At 73.8% G+C, this 14210-nt stretch carries 12 protein-coding genes and 1 pseudogene; 3 read left to right on the forward strand and 10 right to left on the reverse strand.

Annotated elements, in window-relative coordinates:
- The first annotated feature begins 12 nt into the window (after positions 1-12).
- Entirely contained in the window at positions 13-801 is a 789-nt protein-coding gene (locus tag ACQZOG_RS26425; protein WP_037638300.1) for a LysR family substrate-binding domain-containing protein, read from the forward strand.
- A gap of 19 nt (positions 802-820) precedes the next feature.
- On the opposite strand, the gene ACQZOG_RS26430 is transcribed toward ACQZOG_RS26425, so the two are convergent.
- From ACQZOG_RS26430 to ACQZOG_RS26440, 3 genes are all read right to left on the reverse strand, one after another.
- The gene (locus tag ACQZOG_RS26430) at positions 821-1570 is read right to left on the reverse strand and encodes a DUF4142 domain-containing protein (protein WP_033277239.1); all 750 of its coding nucleotides are present in this window, start codon (positions 1568-1570) and stop codon (positions 821-823) included.
- Between the two features lie 141 nt (positions 1571-1711).
- On the reverse strand, positions 1712-2419 hold the full coding sequence (locus tag ACQZOG_RS26435) for an HAD family hydrolase (protein WP_359497695.1): 708 nt from the start codon (positions 2417-2419) through the stop codon (positions 1712-1714).
- 19 nt (positions 2420-2438) lie between these two features.
- Positions 2439-2915, reverse strand: coding sequence for an Lrp/AsnC family transcriptional regulator (locus ACQZOG_RS26440; RefSeq protein WP_033277921.1), 477 nt, complete (start codon positions 2913-2915; stop codon positions 2439-2441).
- 204 nt (positions 2916-3119) lie between these two features.
- Here ACQZOG_RS26440 and ACQZOG_RS26445 point away from each other — a divergent pair, with 204 nt between their 5' ends.
- On the forward strand, positions 3120-4607 hold the full coding sequence (locus ACQZOG_RS26445; protein ID WP_037638298.1) for an FUSC family protein: 1488 nt from the start codon (positions 3120-3122) through the stop codon (positions 4605-4607).
- Between the two features lie 1137 nt (positions 4608-5744).
- Here the strand turns inward: ACQZOG_RS26445 and ACQZOG_RS26450 are convergent.
- From ACQZOG_RS26450 to ACQZOG_RS26475, 6 genes and pseudogenes are all read right to left on the reverse strand, one after another.
- Positions 5745-6668 carry a sirohydrochlorin chelatase gene (locus ACQZOG_RS26450; RefSeq protein ID WP_106963231.1) on the reverse strand — a complete coding sequence of 308 codons (924 nt, stop codon included), beginning with the start codon at positions 6666-6668 and terminating at the stop codon, positions 5745-5747.
- A gap of 84 nt (positions 6669-6752) precedes the next feature.
- Complete coding sequence (locus ACQZOG_RS26455) at positions 6753-7760, reverse strand: N-acetylglucosamine kinase (protein ID WP_359670977.1); 1008 nt, start codon at positions 7758-7760, stop codon at positions 6753-6755.
- Positions 7757-8434: a uracil-DNA glycosylase gene (locus ACQZOG_RS26460; RefSeq protein ID WP_037638295.1), complete on the reverse strand. Its 678-nt coding sequence runs from the start codon at positions 8432-8434 to the stop codon at positions 7757-7759. The genes ACQZOG_RS26455 and ACQZOG_RS26460 overlap by 4 nt, the downstream gene beginning before the upstream one ends.
- A 73-nt stretch (positions 8435-8507) precedes the next feature.
- Positions 8508-9662 (reverse strand): WD40/YVTN/BNR-like repeat-containing protein, encoded by a 1155-nt coding sequence (locus ACQZOG_RS26465; protein WP_382004457.1) that lies wholly within the window; start codon positions 9660-9662, stop codon positions 8508-8510.
- A gap of 132 nt (positions 9663-9794) precedes the next feature.
- A complete protein-coding gene (locus ACQZOG_RS26470; protein WP_359670979.1) occupies positions 9795-11483 on the reverse strand; it encodes an acyl-CoA dehydrogenase family protein in 1689 nt (562 codons plus the stop codon).
- Between the two features lie 60 nt (positions 11484-11543).
- A pseudogene (locus ACQZOG_RS26475) lies at positions 11544-12397 on the reverse strand (hypothetical protein).
- A 92-nt stretch (positions 12398-12489) separates the two neighbouring features.
- Between ACQZOG_RS26475 and ACQZOG_RS26480 the strand changes: the two are divergent.
- A complete protein-coding gene (locus ACQZOG_RS26480; RefSeq protein ID WP_359670981.1) occupies positions 12490-13293 on the forward strand; it encodes a PaaX family transcriptional regulator C-terminal domain-containing protein in 804 nt (267 codons plus the stop codon).
- 49 nt (positions 13294-13342) lie between these two features.
- On the opposite strand, the gene ACQZOG_RS26485 is transcribed toward ACQZOG_RS26480, so the two are convergent.
- A complete protein-coding gene (locus ACQZOG_RS26485) occupies positions 13343-14146 on the reverse strand; it encodes a pectate lyase (RefSeq protein ID WP_033277914.1) in 804 nt (267 codons plus the stop codon).
- Between the last annotated feature and the right edge of the window lie 64 nt (positions 14147-14210).

A 14210-nucleotide genomic window follows, 5' to 3' on the forward strand; every position in this document is an offset into this window, starting at 1 on the left:
TAGCCTGGCCAGGTGACCGGCCCGGAAGTGTCCCCCTCGTTCCGCCTCGTGTACGTCCCCGGTGTGATGCCCGACAAGTGGGTGCGCGTCTGGAACGAGCGGCAGCCCGACGTTCCGCTGACCCTCACCCAGGCGCCTCCACAGCCGGCGCACGGGATGCTGCTGGACGGCGAGGCCGACGCGGGTCTGCTCCGGCTCCCGGTCGACCGGACGGTGCTCAGCGCCATCCCCCTCTACACCGAGCAGACCGTCGTCGTGGTCCCCAAGGACCACCTGGTCACCGCCGCCGACTCGGTCACCGTCGAGGACCTCGCGGACGACATCGTGCTGCACCCCCTCGACGACGTGCTGCACTGGGAGACCCTGCCAGGACGCCCCGCGCTGGAACGCCCGGCCACCACCGCCGACGCGATCGAGCTGGTCGCCGCGGGCATCGGCGTGCTCGTGGTGCCCCTGTCGCTGGCCCGGCTGCACCACCGCAAGGACCTCACCCACCGCCCGCTGGAGGACGCGCCCGCCTCGAGCATGGGCCTGGCCTGGCCGGAGGCGGCGACCACGGACCTGGTCGAGGACTTCATCGGCATCGTGCGCGGCCGCACCGTCAACAGCACGCGCGGCCGCCGCCCGCAGCCCGCGCAGGAGAAGAAGGCGGAGCCGAAGAAGGACCGGTCGGGCCAGGGAGACGGCGGACGCCGCCGGCAGCCGTCCGCCGGGGCCGCGGGCCGCGCCCGGCGGGGAACCGGCGGAGGCGGCGGAACGGCGAAGAACCCGCGACGGGGCAAGCCCCGCCGCAGGTCCTGAACCGCGGGCCGCGTCCCCGTCAGCGCACCGTGCCGGACGGCGACGGCGCCGGGGAGGCCGTGTTGAGGTCCTCCAGCTCCTTCGGGATCGGCAGGGCGATCACCGGCGCGCCCGCCTGCGGCGCCGGCGGCGTGACCTGCTCCTGCGGCAGCTTCGGCGGGCTCGTCTGCTGGAAGTTGACCTGCTCGTGATTGACCAGGCCCGTCTTCTCCAGCACCGTGATGTGGTCGAGCACGGTGTCGTTGGCCTGGTCCGCGAGCTGCCGGATCAGCGTGTTGCGGGTGTTCGCCCGGATGTTGGCGATGGCGGGGAAGATCTGCCCGTGGGTCACCCGCATGATGTTCACCGCCGTGGAGTCGAACTCCTTGCCACTCGTCGCCTTGACGGTCTCCACGAAGCCCTGCTGCTGCGGTGACGCCTGGTTCGGCAGCGTGATGCCGAGCTCCAGGGAGATCTTGCGGCAGCTGGCGTCCAGCCGGCCGTGGCCGACGACCAGGTGTTCGCCCGCCTCCTTCATCTCGGGCGTCGTACCCCGCTCCATCGCCAGCAGCCCCAAGGGGTGCTCCCACAGTCCGGCCGCACGCACCTTCACCACGAAGTCGCGGTCCGCCTCGGTCAGCGGGCCGTAGTTGGTGTTGGCGACCACCCGGTCCGCCTTGGTCGAAGTGGTCTGTACGCCCAGCATGGTGGGATAGGCCAGCGCGGTGAGGGTGAGGATCATGGCTCCGCCCACGAACGCGGTTCCTGCCGTGCTGCGCGAGATGCGCATCGTGCCTCCTGGGTTAAGAACGGCCCAACACCAGGAAGTACGGACGCGGAGCGCGTAACAATCACCGTTCGGGAAAGAATTTTCGGCCGCTTCGGGGAGCGGCCCCCGCACGGCGTCCGAGGGCTCCCGCGCCGGTGCGGGTCAGCTCCGGCGGACGCTGTGGGCCCCGGTCCCGGTCAGCCACTCCCAGGCCGCCCGCGCCGTGAACTCCGACTGGCCGCCGCGCAGCAGCAGGCCCACCGTGGCGAACTCCGGCGCGTCGGCCTGCGCGGCGACGTAGGGGACGGCGATGCAGCGCATCCCGGCCGCGTGCGCGGCGGCCGCGCCCGGCGCCGCGTCCTCGACCACCACGCAGTCCGCCGGGTCCGCGCCGAGCCGCCGCGCCGCCTCCAGGAACACGTCCGGCGCCGGTTTGCCACGGGCCATCTCGTCGGCCGACACGACGGTGCGCAGATGTGCGTCCAGGCCGGTGCCGGCCAGGATCACGTCGATCGCCTCGGCCGACGATCCCGACGCCACGGCCATCGGGACCCCCGCGTCCGCCAGCCGCTCCACGAAGGCGCGCATCTCGGGGAACACCGTCGTCTTCGTCCGGGCCAGCTCCAGGTAGTGGCCGTTCTTGACCGCGACCAGCTCGTCCACCGACGCCGACAGGCCGTAACGGCGGCGCCAGTCGGCGATCGTCTCCCGGGTGCTGATTCCCACATACCGCTCGTGCTCCGCCCAGGAGAAGTCCGGGACGCCGTACTCGACGAGTGTGCGGCGCCCCGCCTCGTAGTAGTTCGGCTCGCTGTCCACGAGTGTTCCGTCGAGATCGAAGACGACCGAGAGGGTGCCGAGTGCGCTCATACGTCCAGCATGGCAGGGGCTAGCCGCGCGCCGACCGGCCGATCGACTCCACCAGCGGCAGCAGCCGGTGCGGCACCCGCTCCCGCAGCGCCACCTCCGTACGGGTGCGGACCACGCCCGGCATCCCGATCAGCTTCTGGATTACGTCCTCCAGGTGGGCGTTGTCCCGGGCCACCACCCGGGTCAGCAGGTCGCCGCCGCCCGTGATGGAGAACGCCTCCACGATCTCCGGCACCGCCGCCAGCGCGTCCCCCACCTCGTCCAGATGCCCCTGGGTGACCTCGATGTGCACGAAGGCCAGCACCGGGTGGCCCAGCGCGGCGGGGGAGAGGGCGGGGCCGACGCCGGTGATGACCCCCTCGCGCTCCATACGGTCGAGCCGCGCCTGGAGCGTGCCGCGCGCGACGCCGAGGATGCGCGCGTACTCGCGCACGGACGTACGCGGCTGTTCGAGGAGCAGGCGCAGGATGCGGGTGTCGAGTTCGTCCACGGCCACGGGGCGGTCGCTCCAAGGGCGGCCATTGGCACGGAGATGGCCGAAGGAATGCCGGACCGATTGTACCAATGGCCTACTCCTCCGTGGCTGAGTTGAGCCACTGGTGGCAGAGATGCTGATATGGGTGCGTCGATGGCGCTGCGGGACCCGCGGCGCCTTTCTCATGCCACGACACATGTCGTACGAGATGCCAGGGGGCGGTAGGTGCTGAAGAAGGTGTTCATGGCTCCGGATCCGGGACGGATCCGGCTGCGGTTCGCGACGCGGGCCGTGCTGGGTATCGGGCTGGCCGTCGTCGCCTGCGGGCTCGCCGGTCATTCGCTCACCGGCGCGATCACCGGCGGACTCGCCGCGCTCCTCGCCCTGTTCACCGTCACCGACGCCACCGTCCGGGGGCAGGCCGTCACCACGGCACTCCTCCCCGTCGTCGGCCTGCCCGTGCTGGCCACCGCCGCGGCGCTCCAGGACCACGCCGTGGCCCGCGACGTCGCCTTCCTCGCCGTCGTCGGACTCGGCGTGTACGCCAGGCGCTGGGGACCGCGCGGACACGCCCTCGGCATCTTCGCCTTCATGCTCTTCTTCGCGGCGCAGTTCCTGCACGCCCGCACCGGCCAGCTCGGCGAGCTGTCCGCCTCCGTGCTGCTGTCCGTCGCGACCGCGGGCGCGGTCCGCTTCGGCCTGTGGTGCTACGAACGGCGGCTGCCCCCGGCGGCCGCGCCCGCACCGCCCGGCGGCACCGGGCTCGCCCGCATCACCTCCCGCCAGGCCGTCCAGGCGACGGCCGGCGCGGGGTTCGCCCTGCTCGTGGGGCAACTGGTGTCCGGGGAACGCTGGTACTGGGCCGTCGGCGCGACGTGGTGGGCGTTCGTCAACACCACCTCGCGCGGCGAGACCCTGGTGCGCGGCTTCCGTCGCGTGCTGGGCACGGTCATCGGCGCCGGTCTCGCCCTGTTCGTCGCCGTGCCCGCGCACGGCGACGCGGTGCTCACCGTGCTGGTCGTCGCCGTGTCCGTCTTCGGCATCTTCTACACGGCGGCCCTCTCCTACACCTGGATGATGCTCTGGGTGACGGTCCTCGCCGCCATGCTGTACGGCCTGCTGGGCGTGCTCACCCCGTCCCTGCTGGCCCTGCGGATGACGGAGACCGGCGTCGGCGCGCTCGGCGCGGCGCTGGCGGTGGTCTTCGTCCTGCCCGTCTCCACGCACAGCGTCACCGACGCCTGGATCCAGCGGGCGCTGCGCTGTGTGCACGCCTGCACGGCGCAGACGGCCGCGCGGCTGGCCGGCGACCCGGACGCGGACCCGGCGCCCACGGTCGGGGAACTGGAGCAGCTCCTCGCGCGGGTACGCCTCTCCGTGGCGCCCCTCGTCCACCCGCTGAACCCGATGCTCGGCCGCAAGCGGCGGGCCCGACAGGTGCTCGCCCTGCTCGACGACTGCGCCCGCGAGATCCGCGGCCTGGTCGCCGTCGCCGCCGACCCGGAGGCCTCCCACGACGCCCGCCTGGCCGCGGCCTGCTGGCGCGTCGAGGCGGCGGTCGAGGCCCTCACGACGGGCCGCGACATCGAACCGCGAACGACTCCCGCCGCGACGGAACCGGCCCTGGCCCACCTCCACACCCTGGAACGCACCCTCGCGGAACTGTCGACCCCCCTGCGGACACCGTCGGGCTCGCCGCTGGTGGGTGCGTGAGAGTCGGGCTGTCGCCCGCCCGCTGAACTGGGGTGGCGGTGGGCCGCCGCCCCAGGTCAGGCGCGATGGTCTTCCCCGGGCAGCGCGTCCGGCCAGGCGCCGGTCACCAGCCCGCCCGAGCCCGTGCGCGGTGCCGCGCGCCTCGGCCGGCCACTGGCCCGGCGGTGTCGCGAGCACGGCTTCACGCGCCGGTGTTCACCGTGGTGCCGGGGTCACGCCGACGGGCGGCTCGTGCCCTGGGCGGTGAGCCTGCCCCGGGTGGCCGTCTTCGGCCCGCCCTGCCCACGCCAAGGGGTGCTGTCGGTCGGTACGCCGACGGGCGGCTCGCGCCCTGGACGGTGAGCCCCCGTCCCGAACCGCCGCTTCCGCCCAGCCCGGCCGAGCAGGCCGGTCCACGCCGAGTGGTGCTGTCAATGCGCTGACGGGCGGCTCGCGCCTTGGGCGGTGAGTCTGGTTCCGGGTGGCCGTCTCCGTCGGGGGCCCGGCCGGTCCACGTGGAGTGGTGCTGTCGGTACTCCGACGGGCGGCTCGCGCCCTGGGCGATGAGCCTGGCCGGGGTGGCCGTCTCCGGCCGGCCCTGCCCACGCCAAGGGGTGCTGTCGGTACGCCGACAGGCGTCTCACGCCCCAGGGCGGTGAGCTCCCGTCCGAACCGCCGCCCTCCCCCCGGCCCAACCCAGCCGGACAGGTCGGCCCACGCCGAGTGGAGCTGTCGATACGCTGACGGGCGGCTCGCGCCCCAGGGCGGTGGGCCCCCGTCCCGGGCGGCTGCCCCTGCCCGGACGGGCTGGCCCACGCCAAGGGTGCTGTCGATACGCCGACAGGCGCCTCGCGTTCCAGGGCGTTGAGCTCCAGTCGCAGGCGGCCGCCTGTGTCCAGCCCAGCCGGACGGAGCCGGGATGCCGTCGGTGCGCCGACGGGCGGTTCGTGCCCTGGGTGGTGAGCATCCGTCCCGGGCGGCCGCCCCAACTCGGCCCGGCTCTGCCCACGCCAAGTGGTGCCGTCGGGCGGCTTGCGTCCTGGGCGGTGTGCGCGGTCCGGACGGCCTCCCCCGGCCGCACAGGCAGACCCACGCCAAAAGGCCCGCTCCGGTGACCGGAGCGGGCCCTTCAGGCGTCCTGCGAGATAGCTGCCCGCGTCAGCGGGCCGGGGTGCTCTGGGGCTGCTGGGGGGCGATCCCCAGAGCCGTCGTGTACTTGGCCAGGGCCAGCTTGCCGATCGCCGGGTAGGGACCGAGCGGATCGGACGCCGGGCAGTCCGCCTCCTTCGCGGCCTCCTCGACGAGCGAGGCGTCGATCTCCGGGCCGATCAGGTACGGCGCCAGCGCCAGCTGCTGCGAACCGGCGTTGCGCAGCTGGTCGGCCACGGAGGCGATGGAGCCCTCCTGGTCGAGGGCCGCGGCCATCACCGGCACGGCGAGGCGCGCCGCGAGCAGCATGCCGGTGATGCCGGCCGCCTGCACCGCCTCGTCGCCGCCCACGGAGGCCAGGATGATGCCGTCCGCGGCGGTCGCCACGGTGAACAGACGGGCGCGGTCGGCGCGGGCCAGGCCGGCCTCGGAGAGCCGCACGTGCAGCGCCTCGGCGAGCAGCGGGTGCGGGCCGAGGACGTCGGTCAGCTCGGCGGCGACGCGGCTGTCCATGACGGCCTGGCGGACCTGGCGCAGCAGCGCGCTGTCCGGGCCGGCGAGGAGCGGCACGACGACGGCGACGGGGCCGTCGGGCTCCTTGACGTCGGAACCGGCGGCACGCGCCTGCTCGTAGCGGGCGGTGCGCTCCTCGGCCGCCCGCGCGAGGACGGAGGTCAGCGAGGGGAACTCCTCGTCGCCGCCGTCGAGGTAGCCGATCCGGGCGTCGAGACCGGGCAGCTCGGACCGTGCGATGCTCACGACCTCGTCGGCGAGCGAGCGGGTGGCACTACTGGGCGTACCCGGCACGGCGAGGACGAGCGCGGGCGCGTCCTCGGGAGCCACCAGGGGTTCGGGACGGCGGTGCCGTCCGGGCTGGCGGGGGCGCGGCATTCGTACGGGCAGGCCGGACGCGGGCCCAGTGGGGGTGCTCATGTTGCGGCATGTTAGTGGCTTCCGGGGGTCTCCTGTTCGGGGAGGGTGCAGGTGAGCGGTATCCGTCCGGTTTTGTCGGATGAGTTACGTACGGGTGTCGGCCGTGAGGGTGACGTCCGTTCCCCCCGTGCTCGTCACGCACAGCATCCTCCCGTCACTCGGAAGAGCGAGCGGACCAGCGGAAAGGTCCTCGGCGAGCCGCACCGCACCGTCGAGCGGACCGCCCTCGGCGGGCACCCGCCGCGCGTCCGGCAGCAGCTCCGCCAGCCGCTCGTCCAGCGGGCCCAGCAGCACCTCGCCGAGCCCGAGAAGACCGCCGGTGCAGCCGACCACGGGCGCGCCCTCCGCAGGGCACACCGCGGCCGCCGAGTCGGCCATGTGCCGCGCCGCCTCACGCACGATGCGAACGGCCACGGGGTCCCCGTCCTCCGCGCACGCGCCCACGCGCGGGGCGAACGAGGCGAGCACGGCCGCACGGTCGGCGCGCGGGTACACCTGCCCCGGCAGCCCCGTCACCGGACCGAACATGTCCTCCGCGTCCGCCAGCAGCCGCGTGGAACCGCCGTCCCGCCCGTCGTGCGCGCGGAGCGCGGCCTCCAGCCCGGCGCGCCCGATCCACGCGCCGCCGCCGCAGTCGCCGAGCAGATGCCCCCAGCCGTCCGCCCGCCGCCAGCCGGCCAGGTCCGTGCCGACCGCGATGAGGCCCGTGCCCGCCGCGATCACCGCGCCGGGGCGCGGCCCGAGCGCGCCCACGTACGCCGTGACCGCGTCGGCCGCCAGCACCGCGCGCGTGACGCCCAGCTCCCGCGCGAGCCCGCCCGGCAGCTCCGCGCGCAGGGCGTCGCCCAGACTCGCCATCCCCGCCGCGCCGATCGCGGCCGTGTCCAGCCGGCCCAGCCCCGCCTCGGCGCACATCGCCCGCGCCATCGGCACCAGTTGCTCCAGGAAGTGCCCCGGGTCGATGCCCCGCTCGCCCGTGCGCACCGGCACGTCCGAGGAGGCCCGGGCCAGCGGACCGCGCCCGGGCACCCCGACGACCGCCCGCAGTCCGGAGCCCCCGGAGTCCACGGCGAGGTAGCCGGCCGCGGTCACGGCAGGCGCCAGTCCACCGGCTGCCCGCCCTGACGGATCAACAGGTCGTTGGCCCGGCTGAACGGCCGTGAGCCGAAGAACCCGCGGTCCGCGGACATCGGCGACGGGTGCGCCGACTCCACGGCGGGCAGATCACCGAGCATGGGACGGCAGTTGCGGGCGTCCCGCCCCCAGAGGATGGAGACCAGAGGCTTCCCGCGTGCGGCCAGCGCGCGTATCGCCTGCTCGGTGACCTCCTCCCAGCCCTTGCCGCGGTGGGCGGCCGGCTTGCGCGGAGCGGTCGTCAGCGCCCTGTTGAGCAGCAGCACGCCCTGCTCGGTCCACGGGGTCAGGTCGCCGTTCGACGGCTGGGGCAGGCCCAGGTCGCTGTTCAGCTCGCGGAAGATGTTGATCAGGCTGCCGGGCAGGGGGCGCACGTCGGGGGCGACGGAGAAGCTCAGGCCCACCGCGTGCCCCGGTGTGGGGTACGGGTCCTGCCCGACGATCAGGACGCGTACCTCGTCGAAGGGCTGCTGGAAGGCCCGCAGGACGTTCGCCCCCGCCGGGAGGTAGGTGCGTCCCGCGGCGATCTCCGCGCGGAGGAAGTCCCCCATCGCGGCGATCTGTCCCGCCACCGGTTCGAGGGCCTGCGCCCAGCCCGCTTCGACGATCTCGTTCAAGGGTCGTGGTGCCACGGGCGTCACCCTACTGCCGTGCCGGCGGCGGCTATCAACCCGTGGCCCGAACCCGGCGGGATCCGCACGGACCTCATCCGACGACCGCCGCCCGCACGCACAGCACGTCCGGCAGATGGGTCGCCAACTGCTCCCAGCTGTCGCCGTCGTTCGCGGACGCGTACACCTCGCCGTTGCGGTTGCCGAAGTAGACGCCCGCAGGGTCGGCGTCGTCGCTGCACATCGCGTCGCGCAGCACGGTGCCGTAGTGGTCCTCCTGCGGCAGCCCCGCCGACAGGGGCTCCCAGCTGCGCCCCGCGTCCCCGGTCCGGTACACGCGGCACCGCCGGTCCGCGGGGACCCGGTCGGAGTCGGCGGTGATCGGGAAGACGTACGCCGTGCCGCCGCGACGGGGGTGCGTCACCATCGCGAACCCGAACGTCGAGGGCAGCCCCTCGCCGATGTCCGTCCAGTGCGCGCCCGCGTCGTCGCTGCGGAAGACCCCCCAGTGGTTCTGCAGGTACAGCCGGTCGGGGTCCGCCGCGTCCCGGGCGACCTTGTGCACGCACTGCCCGAACTCCGGGTTCGGGTCCGGCAGGAACACCGCCGACACCCCCGAGTTGGACGGGGCCCAGCTCGCGCCGCCGTCCAGGGTGCGGAACACACCCGCGGTGGAGACGGCCACCGTGACCGCCCGAGGGTCGCGCGCGTCGGTCAGCACGGTGTGCAGGCCCTCACCGCCGCCGCCCGGCACCCACTTGGAGCGCGTGGGATGCTCCCACAGCGGTCTGACCAGCTCGAAGGACTCCCCGCGGTCCTCCGAGCGGTACAGCGCGGCCGGCTCCGTGCCCGCGTACACCACGTCCGGTTCGGCCGCCGCCGGGTGCAGCTGCCAGACCCGCTCCAGCGAAGCCCCGGTGTCGGGCGGGAACTTGACGGCGGGCCGGGCCGGTTCGGTCCAGGTACGGCCCAGGTCGTCGGAGTGGAACACCGACGGCCCCCAGTGCGCGCTGTCCCCGCCGGCCAGCAGCCGAGGGCTCCGCCCCCGGGTGTCGATCGCGACCGAGTACACGGCCTGCGCGTTGAAGTAGGGGGACTCGTCGAACTCCCAGGAGCCGCCTCGCCGGCGTCCGATGAACAGGCCCTTGCGGGTGCCCACGGCGAGCAGTACCTCGGTCATGCCGATCACCTCCGTGACGTCGCCTTCGACGTCCTCGATCAGGACACCGGTCAGTGTGCACCCCACCACTGACAGTCACTGTCGGACGCGGCATGACCGCAGGTCACGGCGGTGCGGCGAGCCTCGGCGGGGGCCCGACACGCGTCCGGCGGCCGTCCGCCCGCTCGGCCGGAGCCCTCGCTCTCAAGCCGGAGCCCCGCCTCACTCCCGCCCGGGCAGAGCCCGCTCCAGAATCGCGTCCAGCCCCGCCCCCGCCGGCAACGTCCCGAACGCGTGTCCCCAGTCGCCGCCGAGCCGCGTCGCGCAGAACGCGTCGGCGACCGCGGCCGGCGCGTGCCGCACCAGCAGCGACGCCTGCAGCGTCAGCGCCATCCGCTCCACGAGCCGACGAGCCGTCACCTGCGACCCCTCGGCCAACTGGTCCTTCAGTCCGGCCACGGCCGCGTCCAGCCGGGCGTCCGCGCCCCGCGTCAGCGACAGCTCGTCGAACAGCGCCTGCGCGGTCGCCGCGTCGCGGCCGAGCGCCCGCAGCACGTCGAGGGCGTTGACGTTGCCCGAGCCCTCCCAGATGGAGAGCAGGGGGGCCTCCCGGTAGTGACGGGGCATCCCCGAGTCCTCGACGTACCCGTTGCCGCCCAGGCACTCCAGAGCCTCGGCGGTGAAGGCCGGGCCCCGCTTGGTGACCCAGTACTTGCCGACCGCCGTCGAGATCCGCCGGAACGCGGCCTCCCCGGCGTCCCCGCGCACCGCGCGGTCCGCCGCGCCCGCCAGCCGCAGCGTGAGCGTCGTGGCGGCCTCGGACTCCAGCGCGAGGTCGGCCAGTACGTTGCGCATCAGCGGCTGGTCCACCAGCCGCGCCCCGAAGGCGCTGCGGTGCCGCGCGTGGTGGCCCGCCTCGACGAGCGTCTTGCGCATCAGGGCCGCCGACATCATCACGCAGTCGAGGCGGGTGCAGTTGACCATCTCGATGATGGTCTTCACGCCCTGCCCCTCGGGCCCGACCAGCCAGGCCACCGTTCCGTCGAACTCCGGCTCCGAGGAGGCGTTGGAGCGGTTGCCCAGCTTCTCCTTGAGGCGCTGGATGCGGAAGGTGTTGCGGGTGCCGTCGGGCAGCACCCGCGGCACGAGGAAGCAGGACAGCCCGCCCGGCGCCTGCGCCAGCACCAGGAACACGTCGCACATCGGCGCCGAGGTGAACCACTTGTGGCCGCGCAGGGTGTACACGCCGGGCTCGGCGGTCGGCGTCGCGGCGGTGGTGTTGGTGCGGACGTCGGAGCCGCCCTGCTTCTCGGTCATCCCCATGCCGGCCAGCAGCCCGCGCTTCTGCGTCGGCACGCGCAGCCCGGGGTCGTACTCGCGGCTGGTCAGCAACGGCTCGTAGATCTTCGCGAGCTCGGGCTGCTTGCGCAGGGCGGGGATCGCGGCGTACGTCATGGACGTGGGGCAGCCGTGTCCGGCGTCGGTGTGGCCCCAGACGAGTCCGCCGGCGGTGCGGGCGACGTGCGCGCCGGGGCGGTCGTCCGCCCAGGGACTGCCGGCCAGTCCCTCCGCGACGGCGGTGCGCATCAGGTGGTGCCAGCTCGGGTGGAAGTCGACCTCGTCGACGCGGTGCCCGTACCGGTCGTGGGTACGCAGTTCCGGCTCGTGGCGGTTGGCCTGGTCGGCCCACTCCTGCGCCTCTTCACTGCCCGCCAGCCGTCCCAGCCGCCGCAGGTCCTCCTCCGCCCAGCCGGCGCCCTCCCGCCGCACCCCTTCGAGCAGGGCGACGTCGTCCGAGGCGTCGTACGGGGCCGGGTGAGGAGGCTGGTTGGTGACGTCATGGGTGGCGCCGCCGAGGGCGCCGAGTCCGAAGGGGGTCTGCTGCAGCTCGTCAGCGCGCGTGATGGTCATGGCTGAGTGTTGCACTGTCGCCGCGATCGCAGCAATAGTGCAACACGTCGAAGCGCTCCCTCAGCCGTGCCGGTCGATCAGCGCCCTGTACGTGTCGAAGGCGGGCTTGGGCGTGTAGTCGTCCGTGGTGAGCCCGAAGCGGTGGAACAGCCCCGGCTGTGAGCTGTCGGCGTCCCGTAGCGCGAAGTGGGTGCAACCGCTCAGCCGCAGCTCTTCCGCCAGCCCGGCGACGGCCCGGACCACCGTGTCGACGACCTCGGCCTGCCGGTGCGGAGGGCGTTCCTCGCCGGTGGGCCAGCCGTGCTCGGTGATGTGCAGCGGCAGGTGTCCCAGCCCCGCAGGCGTCAGCACGGCGTCGCGGTGGTGACGCAGCAGCCCCTCGACGGCGGACGCGAGGTCGGCCGCGGCGACAGGGCGGAAGACGTCGGGGAAGAAGTCGAGCCCCACGTAGTCGAGTTCCTCGACGAAGGACGGCCCGCCCAGCTCGGTCAGCTCCGAGATGAAGGACGCCGACGGGCCGAACATCGGGGTGGTGTTGAACCCGACGCGCAACTCGTCGTGCCCCAGCTCCCGGGCGCGCTCCCTCACCGCCGGAACACCGAGCACGATCGCCTCCCGCACCGACGGGTAGCAGCCGTCGAGGACCGGGTTGACCGTGTCGTTCGGCTCCTCCGTCACTTGGAGGGTGCTCGTCACCGCGCCGTACTGCTCGACCAGTTCGCGCAGGAACCGGCAGTAGCCGTCGACGTCCCCGCCGCCGACCGGTACTGCGCCACCAGGTCCAGACGGCGGCCCCGCACGGCGTACCGCGTCGCTTCCTCCGGCGCAGCGGTCGGGTGCGGCCCGCCGAGGCGCGTGCCGTCGTCGAACCCGGTGTACGCGCGGACCAGGAACGGCCGCCCCGGCCGCCCAATAGACTAGGAGGAGGTCGTGCGGCAACGGCCGGGGGGAGCAGGTGGCGTCACCGGGAGCGGACCGCGCCCGGTCGGGGCCTAAAGTACGGCTCATGCGGAGCAACGACCCGGGGGAGCCGGTACCGGACGGGCCGCGGCTGCGTCCGCTGTCCGCGCGGTCGGTCGTCCTCAGCCTGCTGCTGGGCACGCACCCGCCGGAGCTGCCGGCGCGGGAGCTCGGACGGCTGGTGGAAGGCTTCGACCTCGGCGGGTCGACGCTGCGGGCCGCGCTGAGCCGGATGGTCGCCGCAGGGGACCTGCGCCGCACGGACACCGGCTACCGCCTCAGTGACCGGCTGCTCGAACGCCAGCGCCGTCAGGACGAGTCGGTGCGACCGCGCACCCGCTCCTGGCGCGGGGAGTGGGAGTTGGTCGTTGTCACCGCGACCGGGCGCGGGCCCGCCGAACGGGCGGAACTGCGCACCCGGCTGGCCGGACTGCGCCTCGCCGAGCTGCGCGAGGGGGTGTGGCTGCGCCCCGCCAACCTGGACCGCCCGCTGCCCGTCGCTCTCGACGAGGTGGCCGAACGCGGAACGGCCCGCCCCGCGCGGCCCGCCGCCGAACTGGCCGCACGCCTCTGGCCGTTGGACGCCTGGGCGGGGGAGGCCCGCGAGCTGCTCGGGCACATGGGGCGCACCGGGCGTCCGGCCGAGCGGCTCACGCTGTTCGCGGCCGTGGTGCGTCATCTGCTCGCGGACCCCGTGCTGCCGCCCTCCCTGCTCCCCGCCGGCTGGCCGGGTGACGAACTGAGGGCCGCGTACGCGGACTACCGGCGGGAGTTGGAGAGTGAGGTGCGCTCGCTGGTGGGCGGGAGTCGACCGCACGCGGGCGGAGGCGCAGAAGGCCGGCGGCCGTAGGGGACGCCGCACGGGGCGTCCCCCACGGCCGCTGCCCGTGGGGGGGGGGCTACCGGTAGGTGACGTCGGACGAGCTGTACTTGCAGTACGTGCCGTCGGGGCCGGAGCCGTTGCTGCTCGGCTCCTTGCCGGTGTTGTTGCCGATGTACTTCTGGCAGGGCACGATCTTCCTGCTGCTGTCGCCGACGATCGTGATGTTCCGCAGGGTCGCGCTGTCGCCGTAGTTGGTGTTGATGCCGGCGATGCGGCCGCCCTTCCAGGTCACCTCGATGGAGTTGAGGTTGATCGTCCGCTTGTACTGCGTGGAGCAGTTGCCGCAGGAACGGACGAACGTGCCGAAGTTCTGCACGGCGAACCCGGACACGTTCAGCGTGCCCGCGCCGTTGAACTGGAAGACCTTGTCGCTCGCCTCCTTCGCGCCGCCGCCGCTCACGGTGTAGACCGCCCCGGACGACTTGCCCTTGAAGGTGGCCGCGTCCTCGCCGACGTCCTCCCACCAGACGTTCTGCAGCGTGCAGGAGCCCTCGCAGTGGACGCCGTCGGCGGCGGGGGCGCCGAGGATCACGTTCTTGAGGACCGCGCCGTCGGCCAGCTTCAGGATCGGGCCCTGGTCCTCGTCCTGGCCGCCGGAGCCGAGGTCGCCGGTGCCGTAGAGGCGCTTCATCCCGTAGTCCTTGGTGCCGGACACCGAGATGGTGGAGGAGACGCCCTGGCTGCCGTTGGGGGTCGGCCAGGTGGCGGCCTGCGCGGACGGAGCAGCGGTGGTCAGGACCATGCCGACCGAGAGGCCGAGGGTGGCGAGCGTGCCCGTCAGCGCGCGGTGTGAGGTGCGCGGTCGTGTCGCGGATGTCATGTCGTTCCTTCTGTCGTGATGTGGGGGAGTCGGACTGTGTGCGTGAACGACGTTCATGTAGCTG

The sequence above is a fragment of the Streptomyces sp. P13-3-3 genome, assembly GCF_050571355.1.
GTDB classification, from domain to species: domain Bacteria; phylum Actinomycetota; class Actinomycetes; order Streptomycetales; family Streptomycetaceae; genus Streptomyces; species Streptomyces althioticus.